The following is a 13,335-nucleotide window of genomic DNA, read 5'->3' on the forward strand; positions in this document are numbered from 1 at the left end:
TCGATTTCAGAGTCATCGTCAGAGGTACGTTCGGCACGAATCTCGTCCATAATTTCCTGAAAATCTGGATCGTCTTTAAACACACCCGCAAATTGCATCCAGGTGGGTTCTGAAGCCTGAATCGGTACTTCCCAGGAAATAGCTTCAATATGCTTAAGTCTTTCTAACAATGTGGTTTGAAGTTGGGTAATGGCTTCTTCCCGAGTTGCTGCTTCAACTCGACAGTGCGGAAACTCGAAAACAGAACCAGAAACCTGTCCTGATGAGAGAGTTTCTAACAGGAGTGTCACTTTCAATTGGCTAGATGGTTGGGATTGCAATACATTTAAGCTTGTTACCATGTTTCAATCACGATTTTTAAGTGCTGTCTTGATTGTATCGCAGAAAAAAAATCCCTCACCATTTCAGGCAAGGGGCGATCGCTTTTTTAGAGCTAACTCGTCTTCAGTTGCTCTAATTTTTGTCTAACAAAGAACCATCGCGATCGATTTCTATCTCTATATTATCTCCTGACCGTATAAATAGATTACCTGTTCGCTCGTCTAGGCAGATGAAAACAGGGGTGGTGAATTTATTGGTTAAGGATTGACATAGTATGACACACTTGATGCTTTGTTCAGCAGTTGGCAGGTTCATTTTAACTCCTCTGTTTTTTAACGGTCACGCAGGGTTAGGTTTTTGGGTATATAACCTCGCTCGCGTTTGAGTACAGAGGCACAAGGCCTTATGGATTGTGCGTTTAGTTAATTTCCCTTCAGAGTTAAAGTTATGCCTATGCTAAAAACCGTTACCAAAATAACAGGGCGGGCCCGAAAGCCCGCCCCATAAGAACGATCGACTATCGATTAATAATCGAAGTCGCCGCCGCCCATGCCGCCGCCACCGCCAGCAGCAGCGCCTTCCTTGGGTTCAGGCTTGTCAACGACGATGCACTCGGTTGTCAGCACCATGCCGGCAATAGATGCGGCATTTTGCAAAGCAGAACGAGTTACTTTCGCAGGGTCAACAATACCAGCTTCAAACATATCGACAAACTCATTTGTCGCTGCGTTGAAACCGACGTTGAATGGCTTTTCTTTGACGCGCTCAGCAATCACAGCGCCATTCAAACCAGCATTTTCAGCAATCCGCTTCAGAGGAGCAGCCAAAGCACGGGCAACAATCAATGCACCGGTCAATTCTTCGCCCTTCAGATTGGCGTTCGCCCACTCTTCTAATTGAGGAGTCAGGTGAGCCAAAGTTGTACCGCCACCAGGAACGATGCCTTCTTCGACAGCAGCTTTGGTGGCGTTGATCGCATCTTCCAAACGCAGTTTGCGATCCTTCATTTCGGTTTCGGTAGCAGCGCCGACTTTGATTACTGCAACGCCGCCGGCCAATTTAGCCAAACGTTCTTGCAGCTTTTCTTTGTCGTAGGAAGATTCGGTTTCGTCCATTTGACGGCGAATTTGTTCGCAGCGAGATTTGACAGCGGCTTCGTTACCTTCGGCAACAATTGTAGTGCTGTCTTTGGTGATGGTGATGCGGCGAGCTTTGCCGATCATGTCCAGCTTGGTGTTTTCCAGTTTCAAACCGGCGTCTTCGGTGATCAGTTGACCGCCGGTCAATACGGCGATATCTTCTAACATGGCTTTGCGTCGATCGCCAAAACCAGGTGCTTTCACAGCAGTTACATTCAACACACCGCGCAGTTTGTTGACAACGAGAGTAGCTAAAGCTTCTTTCTCAATGTCTTCTGCAATGATCAACAGCGGGCGGCCGGAACGAGCGACTTGCTCGAGCACTGGTACTAAGTCTTGTACCAAGCCGATTTTCTTGTCTGTCAGCAAGATGAAGGGTTCTTCTAGAATCGCTTCCATCCGTTCGGTGTCGGTGACAAAGTAAGGAGAGATATAGCCTTTGTCGAAGCGCATCCCTTCAGTGATTTCGAGTTCGGTGGTCATAGACTTCCCTTCTTCCAGGGAAATTACGCCTTCCTTGCCCACTTTGTCCATGGCGTTAGCAATCATTTGGCCGACTTCATCGTCGTTACCAGCAGAGATTGAGCCGACTTGAGCGATGGATTTGGAATCTTCTACTTGTTTGGCGTGTTCGGCAATTTTTTCGACCAAGAAGCCGGTTGCTTTGTCTACACCGCGCTTGAGGGCGATCGCATTGGCGCCGGCTGCGACGTTCCGCAGGCCTTCTTTGACCATTGCGTGAGCCAGAACGGTAGCTGTTGTGGTGCCGTCGCCTGCTGCGTCGTTGGTTTTGGAGGCGGCTTGACGGATCAGAGCAACGCCTGTATTTTCGACGTGATCTTCTAGTTCGATTTCTTTGGCGATGGTTACGCCGTCATTGACGATTTGAGGAGCTCCGAATTTCTTTTCGAGAACGACGTTGCGTCCTTTGGGGCCGAGGGTAACGGCGACTGCTTCGGCGAGAATGTCCATACCGCGTTCGAGGGCGCGACGTGCATTTTCGTTATAGATGATGCGCTTAGCCATAGTTTTTGGGGATGAGAGGGTTTGAGATTTTGGATTGGGGAGGGATGGCGAGTTATTTGTCTTGTGTCATTAGTTGTTTGGCGGCGTTCGCTTTAAACTAATGACTGCTGACTGCTGACTCCTAACTTTAGTCATTTGTCTTGTGTCATTAGTTGTTTGGCGGCGTTCGCTTTAAACTAATGACTGCTGACTGCTGACTAACGATTAATTAGTTAACGATCGCGAGAATATCTTTTTCTGCTAGCAAGACATATTCGTCAGTCCCGAGTTTGATGTCGGTACCTGCGTACTTCGAGTAGAGAACTTTGTCGCCGACTTTGACTTCCATTTCAACGCGCTGACCATCGTCATTACGCTTGCCGGGCCCTACAGCCGCGACTTCGCCTACTTGGGGCTTTTCCTTAGCTGTGTCGGGTAGAAGGATGCCGCCGGCGGTTTTTTCTTCGCTAGCGCTTACTTTCACGAACACGCGCTCGCCTAACGGTTTAACGGTAGAAACACTCAGTGATACTGCTGCCATAAATAAATCTCCAGATTACAGTTCCTAGTCTGTGGGCCGTCTGCGGTCGCTATCAAAGCAACAGCCGACTGCTTACAACTGACATATTAGCACTCTCGACTCCTGAGTGCTAATCTAGCTTTCTTCAGGGGCGATCGCAACTTATCTGTCTGTACGGGTTCCCGAACCGATGAAGAGTGGGGGAGACTGGGAGAGGGGGAGAGTGGGGAACAGTGGTGAGGACTTTCGACCGCCAATTAATTAGTGTTGACAAATAAATAAGATGTCTGAAAATAACCAGGATGAATCTTGCAGCCAAGGCTTGAGCGCTTGCGTCCAAAGCCTGGGAATCGATCGAATTGAACGGCATATTTTTATTTGTGCCGACCAAACCGTGCCCAAGTGTTGCGATCGAGAAAGCAGTCTGGTGGCTTGGAATTACTTAAAAAAACGCTTGCAAGAATTGGGGTTGGACAAGCCAACTGCCGATCGGCCGAGCTGCATTTTTCGGACGAAAGCCAACTGCCTGCGAGTGTGCGCGTCCGGTCCGATTATGGTAGTCTACCCAGACGGAGTGTGGTACCGAGACGTGACACCGGAGGCGATCGAGAGAATTATTCAGGAACATCTGATCGGCTCGATGGTGGTTGAAGAATATGCTTTTTTAACTCATCCCTTGCCGGAACCAGCGAACTCGAAAGCTGACATTTAACTGTGGCGCCGTCAAAAAGTACGGCGCGATCTGTAAGGTGTTAAGTTTAATGTTGTAAATTTGAGGGCACCGGTGCACTAGGGTCGCGCTCGAACAAATGTAGTTTCTTGCTTGTCTGTGGTAGTCCTGCTGGTAACGAGGTAGTTTTTGAGGAGGTGCATTTGTCAAGTTCGATCGCTCGTGCGCCGACAGTTTCCCCAAAAGTTTCTCAGTAGCGGACATCAGGCGGTTTGCCAAACTACACTAGAAGTAGTTAAATACGTAAGTAGGGAGTCTTTAAATTTTTCTATATCAAAAGTACCAATTAAAACCCGGGCATCAACGGGCCATTGAACATCAGCAGATTAAATATCTCGCGCCATGCTATCGAGCTGGCGTCTCCCACAAGTCAAAGGCTGACAACATCATCCATGACAAGTTACTCGGGAGTTAATTTTTGTTAAATTAAGCTAGATCGTCAGGATCGATCGGGCGATCGTCCGTCACAGGTTTTGGCTTTGTTCCTAGTGACAAGATATTTACAAACTTTCGCCCAATCGCTGCCAAAGGAAGCGGTAACACCCGCCCCGCATTCGGTGTCAGCGCCACAGCATCACTGGCTGAAAGCCGTCCCCCATCAAGCGGGCATCGGTATCAGCGAGGGAAGCCCAAAAAAACTAAAGTAAAAACAAGAAATTGTGCGGGGTAATGTAGCGGGAACAAATATGAAGGACAATTCAGGAGAGCAAAAGCGGCTGATGCTGGTTGACGACGACCCGAACTTAATCTTGCTAGTCAAGGATTATTTGGAGTTTCGGGGTTACAACGTTATTACAGCAGAAAACGGCAGACACGCTCTAGAAAAACTCGAACAAGAAGTCCCGGATTTGATCATCTGTGATGTGATGATGCCGGAAATGGACGGATACACTTTAGTCAAACACATCAGAGAAGACCCGCGCACGAACTGGATTCCAGTTCTTTTCTTGTCCGCCAAAGGTCAAAGCTCAGACCGAGTAAAAGGCTTGAGCACTGGAGCTGATGTTTATATAGTCAAGCCTTTTGAACCAGAAGAACTGGTAGCCCAAGTAGAATCTTCTCTAAAAGCAGCGTCCCGCTTGATTCGTCACTCAAATCCAGGTATTGAGAGCGGCCCGAAAATTAAGGCGCGCCGCAATGTCGAATTGACTCCCACTGAGTTAAAGGTGGTACAGTTGCTAGCGCAGGGTATGGCAAACCGCCAGATCGCAGACGTGATGAATGTCAGCCAGCGCACTATAGAGAGCCACGTTAGCAATATGCTGGGCAAAACAGGTCTGCATAACCGGACAGAGCTAGCTCGCTGGGCCCTAGAAAGCAAAAAGGCTTGAGTTTAGGCTCTATGCTGTGAAATTAGGGGAGAAAAAAATACTGCAATCCGATTCGGTATGCCTGCTGGGCGGTAGGGTGGTTGGCGTGGTAGTTTCGATCCCCATTAAACTTGACACCACAGCCTCTACCAAGTTACTGAGGGTCGGGTTTTTGAAGGTTGGTCGATCGAATGCAAGCACCCCTAAAAGAGCCCTCTGGCGGTAGAGCCGAAAATATGAAATACTGGGGGGATGGAGTTTTCTGAAGTTTAATCTATTGCCTCAGTTAGCTCCATATTGCTAAAATGTGATATTTAGATTAACTTCTTTCTACAATTATTAGGTCTAAGTTCTATGACAAACTTAATGAACCGCCTTTCTATTTTTGTTGACGGGAACAATATGTTCTACGCTCAACAAAAGAACGGCTGGTTTTTTGATCCACGCAGGGTGCTCGAATATTTCAAAACTTCGCAGCCGAATGTCATCTTGATCAATGCTTTCTGGTACACAGGTTTGAAAGACCCTCAAGATCAAAGGGGATTTCGAGATGCTTTGATCAGTCTGGGTTACACGGTTCGCACTAAGATTCTTAAGGAATATTACGATGATGCTTCGGGCAGATATTCTCAAAAAGCTAATTTAGACATAGAGATTGTGGTTGATATGTTTAATACGGTGGATCAGTACGACCAAGTTGTGCTGTTTAGCGGAGATGGGGATTTTGAGCGGGCGATCGAGCTACTGCGATCGAAAAATACTCATATTACTGTGGTATCCACCGAAGGAATGATTGCTAGAGAATTGCGAAATGCTACTGATAGGTATATAGACCTAAATGAAATTCGGGAACATATCGAGAAAATGGATTATTAGTCAGTTGACAGTTGACAGTTGACAGTTGACAGGGAACCAGTCCGATTTCATTAATCATTAGTTATTAGTCATCAGTCATTAGTCAGGCGTTATGGGTTATGGGTTATTAATTATTGGTTATGGGCGCGAAACATAAGACTGGTGACTGGGGGCTAAGTGCCACCAACAGCGGACAAGTAAAATTCAGGAGAACACTTTTTGAGAGCTATGAAAACTCAACCAAGTCAAGACCGGATTATTATTTTTGATACGACTTTGCGGGACGGAGAACAATCTCCGGGGGCATCTTTGAATGTGGACGAAAAGCTGACTATTGCCCGCCAGCTAGCGCGATTGGGTGTGGATGTGATTGAAGCAGGTTTCCCTTTCACTAGCACGGGAGATTTTGAGGCTGTCCAAAAAATTGCTCGGAGTGTTGGGACGGAAGATGGGCCGACAATTTGCGGTTTAGCCAGGGCGCGCAAGCCGGATATTAAAACAGCAGCCGAAGCTGTGAAACCGGCCGCCAATGCGCGAATTCATACGTTTCTGGCTACGTCTGATATTCACTTGGAATACAAGCTGAAAAAGACGCGGGCTGAGGTTCTGGAAATTGTGCCGGAAATGGTGGCTTATGCTAAGTCTTTTGTCGAAGATGTGGAGTTTTCGCCGGAAGATGCTTGTCGTTCAGATCCGGAGTTTTTGTATCAGGTGCTGGAGAGGGCGATCGCCGCAGGTGCCACAACTGTTAATATTCCCGATACTGTCGGCTACACGACTCCGAGTGAGTTTGGGGCTTTGATTCGGGGAATTAAAGAAAATGTGCCGAATATCGATCGCGCAATCATTTCGGTTCACGGGCACAATGACTTAGGATTGGCCGTTGCTAACTTTTTGGAAGCCGTGAAAAATGGCGCCCGACAATTGGAATGCACGATTAATGGTATTGGCGAACGCGCCGGAAATGCGGCTCTGGAAGAGTTGGTAATGGCGCTTTACGTGCGGCGTCAATATTTTAATCCGTTCCTAGGAAGAGAGGCTGATTCTGATGAGCCACTGACCAATATTGACTCGCGCCAAATTTACAAAACATCGCGCTTGGTTTCCAATTTGACGGGGATGTTGGTGCAGCCAAATAAGGCGATTGTGGGAGCAAATGCTTTCGCTCACGAGTCGGGAATTCACCAAGACGGGGTGCTGAAAAATAAGCTGACATACGAGATTATGGATGCTGAGTCGATCGGCTTAACCGAAAATCAAATCGTGCTGGGTAAATTATCGGGGCGCCACGCTTTTCACACTCGCTTGAAAGAGTTGGGTTTTGAAATGGCCGACGATGAGCTAAATAAGGCTTTTGTCAAATTTAAAGATTTAGCAGACAAGAAAAAAGAGATTACCGATTGGGATTTGGAGGCGATCGCCAATAACGAAGTCCACCAAGCTCCCGAACTTTTCCGGTTAGAATTAGTACAGGTTTCCTGCGGCGACAAATCGCGGCCGACAGCCACCGTTACCGTGCGGAATCCGGCGGGGGAAGAATTGACCGATGCGGCGATCGGCACCGGGCCTGTAGATGCCATTTACCGGGCAATTAACCGCGTGGTAAACGTACCGAACGAGTTGATCGAGTTTTCTGTACAATCGGTAACAGCGGGCATAGATGCGATCGGCGAAGTAACAATTCGCTTGCGCCACGAAGGCAAAGTATTTTCCGGCCACTCAGCAAATACCGACATTATTGTCGCCTCCGCAGAAGCTTACATCAGCGCCCTAAATCGCCTTTACGTCGCATTACAGCAGGAATCTACCGTAGGTAAAGCATCGAAAGTTGCAACAGCAGCTCAGTCTTAAATTACCAATTCTTTACCAGTTTTCAGTTAATTTGTAGGGCGGGCATTGCTTGCCCTACTACTGTAAAAGTACCAGGAGATGATGGGAAATGGGTAAATCTTGGGTACATTTATTGTTGTCGATCGCAGCAATTCTGAGCTACGGTTTAGTTGGAGTGCCAGATGCTGCTAAGGCTGAGAGCGAACCTCTACCTACTCCACAGACTGTGACGACAACTGAGCCGAATCCAATAGTCAAACCTACTGACTGGGCTTACATAAGCTTAAAACTCGTAGACACAAAATTCAACTGCCTTTCTAAAACAAGTCTCTTAGCAACTTATTTTCTATCTAATATAGAGATAACACGCTATGAATTTGGAGCGGTTTTATTTGATTATCTGGATGACTTGAGTAAGCTTATATTGACATATCGAAAAACGCAAACTATCAGAAAGGAAGATTTAGAACCTATACAAAAACTACAAGAAGAATTTGGTGCGGAACTTGCTGTAAGATGGTCAGCTCGCAGTCATAGACCTTCTCCGACTCCAAGGATACCCATTCAACCGAGCGATCCTATTTACGAGCAGCTACAGTCAGCGATTAAAGAATACAACTGCGCGCCAGAAAGTAAAAATAGCAGTTACGAGCTTGGTAACAAAGAATTGAAGACGGAAGAATTTGTACCAATTTTAAAAGGCTGCTTGCAGCGAGTTAATCAATTGGCAAAATCTGGTACAAACAAGTGGACGCGATCGAAATTAGAACCTCTTGCTAAATTAGAGTCCGAATTTTATGCGGAGCTTTATGACTGATCAAAAACTTCCGATCCAGAAGACACGAATAAGTTACAACTAATCCCAGTAAATCAAATAGATAAATAATCAATAGTAAATAAAATGCAAGACGAAACCTTAAAAAAAGAGCGACAATTCCACGATGCTTGGGCTTCAACAATCGACGTTGACGGCATCCGCGTCAACGATTACTTTGAAGCTTGCACCGCCCCAGAAAATAGATTTATCCTCAAGCAAATAGGCGATATCACAGGAAAACGCCTGTTAGATTTAGGCTGTGGCGCCGGAGAAAATAGCGTTTATTTTGCGAAGAAAGGCGCTAATTGCGTGGCAGCAGACTATTCTCAGGGCATGGTAGATGTGGCGCTGAAATTGGCAGAAAAAAACGGTGTCAAAATAGAAGGTTGCACTGTCAACGCAATGGCGCTAGATTTCCCTGACAACAGTTTTGATATTGTTTACGCTTCCAATTTGCTGCACCATTTGCCGGAACCCGAAAAAGCGATTCGCGAAATGCACCGCGTGCTGAAACCGGGTGGCAAAGCTTGTTTTTGGGACCCGATGAAGCACAATCCGGTGATTAATGTTTACCGCAGGATGGCGACTGAGGTGCGAACTGAGGATGAAACTCCTTTGGATATTAATATTGTCAAGTTTGTCGATTCTTTGTTTTCAAAGACGGCTTACGATACGTTTTGGCTGACGGCGCTGTGGATTTTTTTGCGCTTTTATTTGATCGAAAAAGTGCATCCGAATGATGAGCGTTATTGGAAGAAGATTATTCTTGAACAAGAAAGATTGAATCCGGAATACTCTCGGTTGGAAGGGTTGGATGGGTTTTTGAAGAAGTTGCCTTTGATGAAGCGGTTGGCTTGGAATTTGGCCGTGGTGGCCACGAAGTAGTTAAAAAGAAGTACAAGAAGTGGTAGAGTGCGTCTGTTTTGAAATTTTAAATCAGCGTCGAAAGTATCATTTTGACGCACAATTTGTTGTCAGGTGTGTCAGTTTTGAGATTGTTTGTTTGTAGCAAAAATAATCACAACTGACGCACCCTACTTCCAACTATAAAAGAAGTACAATAAGTCTAAGCATTTAATTAAGAGGCTAATTATGCCAGAAACTATTGCTGCTGTGTACGAAAACGGGGTTTTTCGTCCCTTGAGTTCTGTGTCTTTCCAAGATGGGGAAACTGTGCGGATTCAACTCTGGCCTGACGATCCAAAAAAGCAGGCCGAATTGGCAATCCAGTTTTTAGTCGATCGAGGATTGGTGACTCCATTACCTAACACTCTCCAGAATGTCGAAGCCGTAACTGATGATGATGTGTATGAATTGGCTAAAAGGTTAGGGGGAAAACCGGGAAAGCCTCTGTCTGAAATGATTATCGAGGATCGCGGCCCGTGGTAAACCTTTATTTTTTGGATAGCAGCGCCCTCATCAAAAGATATGTAGTTGAAATTGGCAGCCCTTGGATCAAGACTCTCACGGATTCCCAGACAGGTAACTCGCTGCTTGTGGTGCGGATTACCTGGGTGGAAGTTCTGAGTGCTTTTGCGCGAAGACAGCGTGAAGGCGGTATAAATGCTGAAGAAGTTGCTGGACTTATTCAACATTTTAGATCGGAATTCAATAGTCGGTATAGAGTTATTGAAGTTGATGAGGCACTAGCTGAAAGGGCGGGTGAACTGATTGTTCAATATCCATTGCGGGCTTATGATGCTGTGCAATTGGCGGCTGCTTTGCGGGTTCAATCTGTTTTAACATCAATCCCAGATACTCAACTAATTTTTGTTTCGGCGGACAATCGATTGCTGAATATTGCTCAGTCGGCTGGTTTGGCGATCGACAATCCTAATAATTATCCGCAATCAAATGGTTTGTAGTGGTAGGGTGTGTCAGTTGTGAGACTTTAAATCAGCGCGGAAAGTATGATTTTGACGCACCATTTATTGTCAGGTGCGTCAGTTGTGAGATTGTTGGTTTGTCGCAAAAATAATCGTAGCTGACGCACCCTACTTAAAACTAGAGGATTTCTTTCAAAGTTTTAAGTAATATTTGATTCTGTTCTTCTGTACCTATACTAATTCGCAATTTATCGTCTAATCGCGGCTGATTGAAGTATCGAATCAATATTCCCCGTTCTTTGAGTGTTTGATAAATCCTCTGTGCATCGCCGTTAGGCGGCCTAACTAACAAAAAGTTGGTTTGCGAGGGCCAAACTTCAAAGCCTAATTCCTTGAATATAACCGCTAGTTGCGATCGGGAAGCCTTGATTTTTTCGGCGTTGGCTGTTTTGTGGTCTGAATCTGCGATCGCACCCGCCGCCACCGCATAAGCTATAGCATCCACATTGTAGCTGTCTTTGATTTTATTTAATTCAGCTAGCAGCGTCGGATTTGCGATCGCAAAACCCAATCTCAATCCTGCTAGGGAATAACCTTTGGAAAGCGTTCTCAAAATTATAACATTACTGTACTTTTTTGTCAATTCCAAAGCACTATTTTCGGCGAAATCTACATAAGCTTCATCAATGACCAGAATGCCCGATAAATCTTGAGCCAGTTTTTCCAAATCTGCCACAGATATCGCTGTTCCCGACGGACTGTTTGGGGAAGCGATAAATGTCACAGCACCTTGAGCTGCTATTAGCAAATCTACGGGTAACTTGTAGTCATCGGGATAGGGAACTTCGACAAATTCTGCATCTTGAATTTCTGCCAGCGTGCGGTACAATACATAGGTAGGTGAGGGACAAACAACGGGTTTTCCAGCTTCGCCTACAGCACGAACTATCAAGTTTAATAAATCATCGCTGCCGTTACCTACCGCAATCCAATCGTCAGGAACCCCCAAAGCTTTACCAGCGGCGATGCGGAAACTTTTACCAGTTGGATCTGGATAGCGCCGCAGCATTTCTGGGTCTATTTGCTGAAGCACTTTTAAGGCTTTGGGAGAAGGCGGATAGGGATTTTCATTAGAATTTAGTTTAATAATTTTTGTGCCTAGCGGTGGCTGTTCACCCGGCACGTAACCGGACATTTCGTGGATACTTTTGCGAAAGTAGTTCATATTTTATCTGCGTTCATCTGCGTTTATCTGCCTATATCTGCGGTTGCAAAATTATATCAAACAATTAGTGACAATCCGAGTTACGCCCAAATCAATTAATTTTTGCATATCTGCGCGATCGTCCACCGTCCACGCTACAATGTCAACTCCTTGATTGCGGGTTTCTGGAATTAGTGCGGGGTTTTCCAATAAAACACGATACAGGCTGGTAATCAAGTTATCGCGATGGGCGACAGCTTGAGACAATTGAGTTTTATATGCTTCTAAATTAGCAACAATGTGTCCGATCGCCAAATCGCCATTTAGCCCCCGCACTTGTCCGAGAAATTTGTCGCTAAACGAGGTAATAAGGCATTTTTTTTGAATTCCTGCACGGTGCAAAGTATTGACAAACTCCGCGACTTCTGCATCCGACCATTCGCAGTGCGGCTTGACATCAAAGTAGAGAAATTTGTCAACATTCTTGAGGATTTCTAACGCTTCTATTAAGGTAGGAATTTTTTGCTCGGAAAATTCATCGCTAAACCATTTACCAGCATTGAGTGTCTGCAATTCTGACAGGCTGGTTTCCCTGACTTTACCGGAAACTCCGGTGATTCTATCGAGTGTGGCGTCGTGGAAAATCACGGGCACGCTGTCGGCGGATAGTTGGATGTCAAATTCGATCGAATCGGCTCCGCGGGCGATCGCGAGTTCAAATGCTGCTAAAGTGTTCTCAGGGGCGATCGCCGAAAATCCCCGATGTGCGATAATTTCTAAATTCACTGTTGTTGACCTTCTAAAAATTCTGCCGCGGTTTGATTGAAAGTTTCCGGTTGAGTCAAAAAACACCAATGATTCCCCGGTACTTTGGCAATTGTCAGATTTTGCAAGTATGTTTTGTAGGGCTGCATTTGCCAATCCATGCGATTTACGCCTGTTTCCGGCTGTACGAACAAAGTTGGGATATCTATATTTTCCGTTAAACCGGCAACTTTCATCACTTCGATAAATATCTGATTTCTGGCGGGAATTACAAATTTACTTCCCCAACTTCCGTCGGATTTTTGTTCTATTTGGTTTTGGAAGATTGTTTGTTGCATTTCACTCCAACCTGCGTATTCTCCCGATTGTTTGGCGGCTGCTTCCGCTTGGGCTAAAGTTGCGAACGGGCCCATACATTTGAGACAGTCTAATTTGCGGTAAACTATTGGTAGCGTGAGTTTCATCACAGCAGGCAGTTTGCTGATGAAGATTGGGTCTACTAAAATCATACTCGAAATGCGATCGCCATTCTGCCGCGCCCAAATTAATGCTAATTTTCCCGTCCAAGAATGTCCGACAATGTGAGCATCTGGCCAGTTGAGGTGTGCCATCAAAGCTTCCAAATCTGATCTCGCCCTAGCAAAAGTATAACCCGTTTCTGGTTTGCCGCTCTCTCCGTGGCCGCGCATATCCGGCGCTACAATATGATAGCGGTTGGACAAGTAATTGCCCAAGCTCGTCCAAACCACCGCACTATCTGCTAAACCGTGCAGCAGCAGCAAACGCGGAACTTTTGCTGTCTCTGTTTGTGAGTTCCATTCTAGATAAGAAAGTTCGATATCTGGTAATTTTAAACTGTGGCGTGCAGGCATATAGAAGAAGTTCGGCAATGGATTTTTTAACGGATGTAATGGATGTAACAGAGACAAAATGCGAGGGTGCATCTGGTTTTTGAAGAGGGGTGCATCTCATTTTTGAAAATATACTTGTAGGGGCTCTCGCATTTCGGCAGT

General features: G+C 45.8%; 15 protein-coding genes. 8 read left to right on the forward strand and 7 right to left on the reverse strand.

The genetic code is table 11. The annotated features are described in order from the left end of the window. The 4 genes from QT974_RS20295 to groES form a co-directional block, all read right to left on the reverse strand. The coding region (locus tag QT974_RS20295) for a hypothetical protein (protein ID WP_333470230.1) at positions 1–341 on the reverse strand (341 nt) is incomplete at its 3' end. Between the two features lie 112 nt (positions 342–453). After that, positions 454–636 carry a DUF6888 family protein gene (locus QT974_RS34800; RefSeq protein ID WP_442933199.1) on the reverse strand — a complete coding sequence of 61 codons (183 nt, stop codon included), beginning with the start codon at positions 634–636 and terminating at the stop codon, positions 454–456. Positions 637–845: 209 nt separating this feature from the next. Further along, entirely contained in the window at positions 846–2,486 is a 1,641-nt protein-coding gene (gene groL, locus QT974_RS20300; RefSeq protein ID WP_333470231.1) for a chaperonin GroEL, read from the reverse strand. Positions 2,487–2,694: 208 nt separating this feature from the next. Beyond that, complete coding sequence (gene groES / locus QT974_RS20305) at positions 2,695–3,006, reverse strand: co-chaperone GroES (RefSeq protein WP_096828723.1); 312 nt, start codon at positions 3,004–3,006, stop codon at positions 2,695–2,697. A gap of 262 nt (positions 3,007–3,268) precedes the next feature. Here groES and QT974_RS20310 point away from each other — a divergent pair, with 262 nt between their 5' ends. From QT974_RS20310 to QT974_RS20345, 8 genes are all read left to right on the forward strand, one after another. After that, on the forward strand, positions 3,269–3,697 hold the full coding sequence (locus QT974_RS20310; RefSeq protein ID WP_333470232.1) for a (2Fe-2S) ferredoxin domain-containing protein: 429 nt from the start codon (positions 3,269–3,271) through the stop codon (positions 3,695–3,697). Positions 3,698–4,401: 704 nt separating this feature from the next. Then, the gene (locus QT974_RS20315) at positions 4,402–5,046 is read left to right on the forward strand and encodes a response regulator transcription factor (protein ID WP_333470233.1); all 645 of its coding nucleotides are present in this window, start codon (positions 4,402–4,404) and stop codon (positions 5,044–5,046) included. Between the two features lie 333 nt (positions 5,047–5,379). Further along, entirely contained in the window at positions 5,380–5,901 is a 522-nt protein-coding gene (locus tag QT974_RS20320) for a LabA-like NYN domain-containing protein (protein WP_006633075.1), read from the forward strand. 207 nt (positions 5,902–6,108) lie between these two features. Next, positions 6,109–7,731, forward strand: a complete 1,623-nt coding sequence (locus QT974_RS20325; RefSeq protein ID WP_333470234.1) for a 2-isopropylmalate synthase — start codon at positions 6,109–6,111, stop codon at positions 7,729–7,731. A gap of 88 nt (positions 7,732–7,819) precedes the next feature. Further along, positions 7,820–8,527 carry a hypothetical protein gene (locus QT974_RS20330; protein WP_333470235.1) on the forward strand — a complete coding sequence of 236 codons (708 nt, stop codon included), beginning with the start codon at positions 7,820–7,822 and terminating at the stop codon, positions 8,525–8,527. 84 nt (positions 8,528–8,611) lie between these two features. Then, complete coding sequence (locus QT974_RS20335; RefSeq protein ID WP_333470236.1) at positions 8,612–9,412, forward strand: class I SAM-dependent methyltransferase; 801 nt, start codon at positions 8,612–8,614, stop codon at positions 9,410–9,412. A gap of 207 nt (positions 9,413–9,619) precedes the next feature. Next, entirely contained in the window at positions 9,620–9,916 is a 297-nt protein-coding gene (locus tag QT974_RS20340; RefSeq protein WP_333470237.1) for an antitoxin family protein, read from the forward strand. After that, complete coding sequence (locus QT974_RS20345) at positions 9,910–10,392, forward strand: type II toxin-antitoxin system VapC family toxin (protein WP_333470238.1); 483 nt, start codon at positions 9,910–9,912, stop codon at positions 10,390–10,392. The genes QT974_RS20340 and QT974_RS20345 overlap by 7 nt, the downstream gene beginning before the upstream one ends. Before the next feature lie 139 nt (positions 10,393–10,531). Here the strand turns inward: QT974_RS20345 and hisC are convergent, their stop codons facing one another. Genes hisC through QT974_RS20360 form a run of 3 tightly spaced genes read right to left on the reverse strand, consistent with a single transcriptional unit; the run spans position 10,532 to position 13,194 of the window. Beyond that, positions 10,532–11,578 (reverse strand): histidinol-phosphate transaminase, encoded by a 1,047-nt coding sequence (hisC, locus tag QT974_RS20350; RefSeq protein ID WP_333470239.1) that lies wholly within the window; start codon positions 11,576–11,578, stop codon positions 10,532–10,534. A 51-nt stretch (positions 11,579–11,629) separates the two neighbouring features. After that, on the reverse strand, positions 11,630–12,343 hold the full coding sequence (locus QT974_RS20355) for a glycerophosphodiester phosphodiesterase (protein ID WP_333470240.1): 714 nt from the start codon (positions 12,341–12,343) through the stop codon (positions 11,630–11,632). Beyond that, complete coding sequence (locus tag QT974_RS20360) at positions 12,340–13,194, reverse strand: alpha/beta fold hydrolase (protein ID WP_333470241.1); 855 nt, start codon at positions 13,192–13,194, stop codon at positions 12,340–12,342. The genes QT974_RS20355 and QT974_RS20360 overlap by 4 nt, the downstream gene beginning before the upstream one ends. Positions 13,195–13,335: the final 141 nt, after the last annotated feature.

The organism is Microcoleus sp. BM001215392 (assembly GCF_036700185.1).
In the GTDB taxonomy this organism is placed as follows: Bacteria; Cyanobacteriota; Cyanobacteriia; order Cyanobacteriales; family Microcoleaceae; genus Microcoleus.

Excerpts from the sequence above, each read along its gene's own strand:
- QT974_RS34800 (WP_442933199.1), bottom strand. The coding sequence starts at position 636 with ATGAACCTGCCAACTGCTGAACAAAGCATCAAGTGTGTCATACTATGT.
- groL (WP_333470231.1), bottom strand. The coding sequence starts at position 2,486 with ATGGCTAAGCGCATCATCTATAACGAAAATGCACGTCGCGCCCTCGAA.
- groES (WP_096828723.1), bottom strand. The coding sequence starts at position 3,006 with ATGGCAGCAGTATCACTGAGTGTTTCTACCGTTAAACCGTTAGGCGAG.
- QT974_RS20310 (WP_333470232.1), top strand. The coding sequence starts at position 3,269 with ATGTCTGAAAATAACCAGGATGAATCTTGCAGCCAAGGCTTGAGCGCT.
- QT974_RS20315 (WP_333470233.1), top strand. The coding sequence starts at position 4,402 with ATGAAGGACAATTCAGGAGAGCAAAAGCGGCTGATGCTGGTTGACGAC.
- QT974_RS20320 (WP_006633075.1), top strand. The coding sequence starts at position 5,380 with ATGACAAACTTAATGAACCGCCTTTCTATTTTTGTTGACGGGAACAAT.
- QT974_RS20325 (WP_333470234.1), top strand. The coding sequence starts at position 6,109 with ATGAAAACTCAACCAAGTCAAGACCGGATTATTATTTTTGATACGACT.
- QT974_RS20330 (WP_333470235.1), top strand. The coding sequence starts at position 7,820 with ATGGGTAAATCTTGGGTACATTTATTGTTGTCGATCGCAGCAATTCTG.
- QT974_RS20335 (WP_333470236.1), top strand. The coding sequence starts at position 8,612 with ATGCAAGACGAAACCTTAAAAAAAGAGCGACAATTCCACGATGCTTGG.
- QT974_RS20340 (WP_333470237.1), top strand. The coding sequence starts at position 9,620 with ATGCCAGAAACTATTGCTGCTGTGTACGAAAACGGGGTTTTTCGTCCC.
- hisC (WP_333470239.1), bottom strand. The coding sequence starts at position 11,578 with ATGAACTACTTTCGCAAAAGTATCCACGAAATGTCCGGTTACGTGCCG.
- QT974_RS20360 (WP_333470241.1), bottom strand. The coding sequence starts at position 13,194 with ATGCCTGCACGCCACAGTTTAAAATTACCAGATATCGAACTTTCTTAT.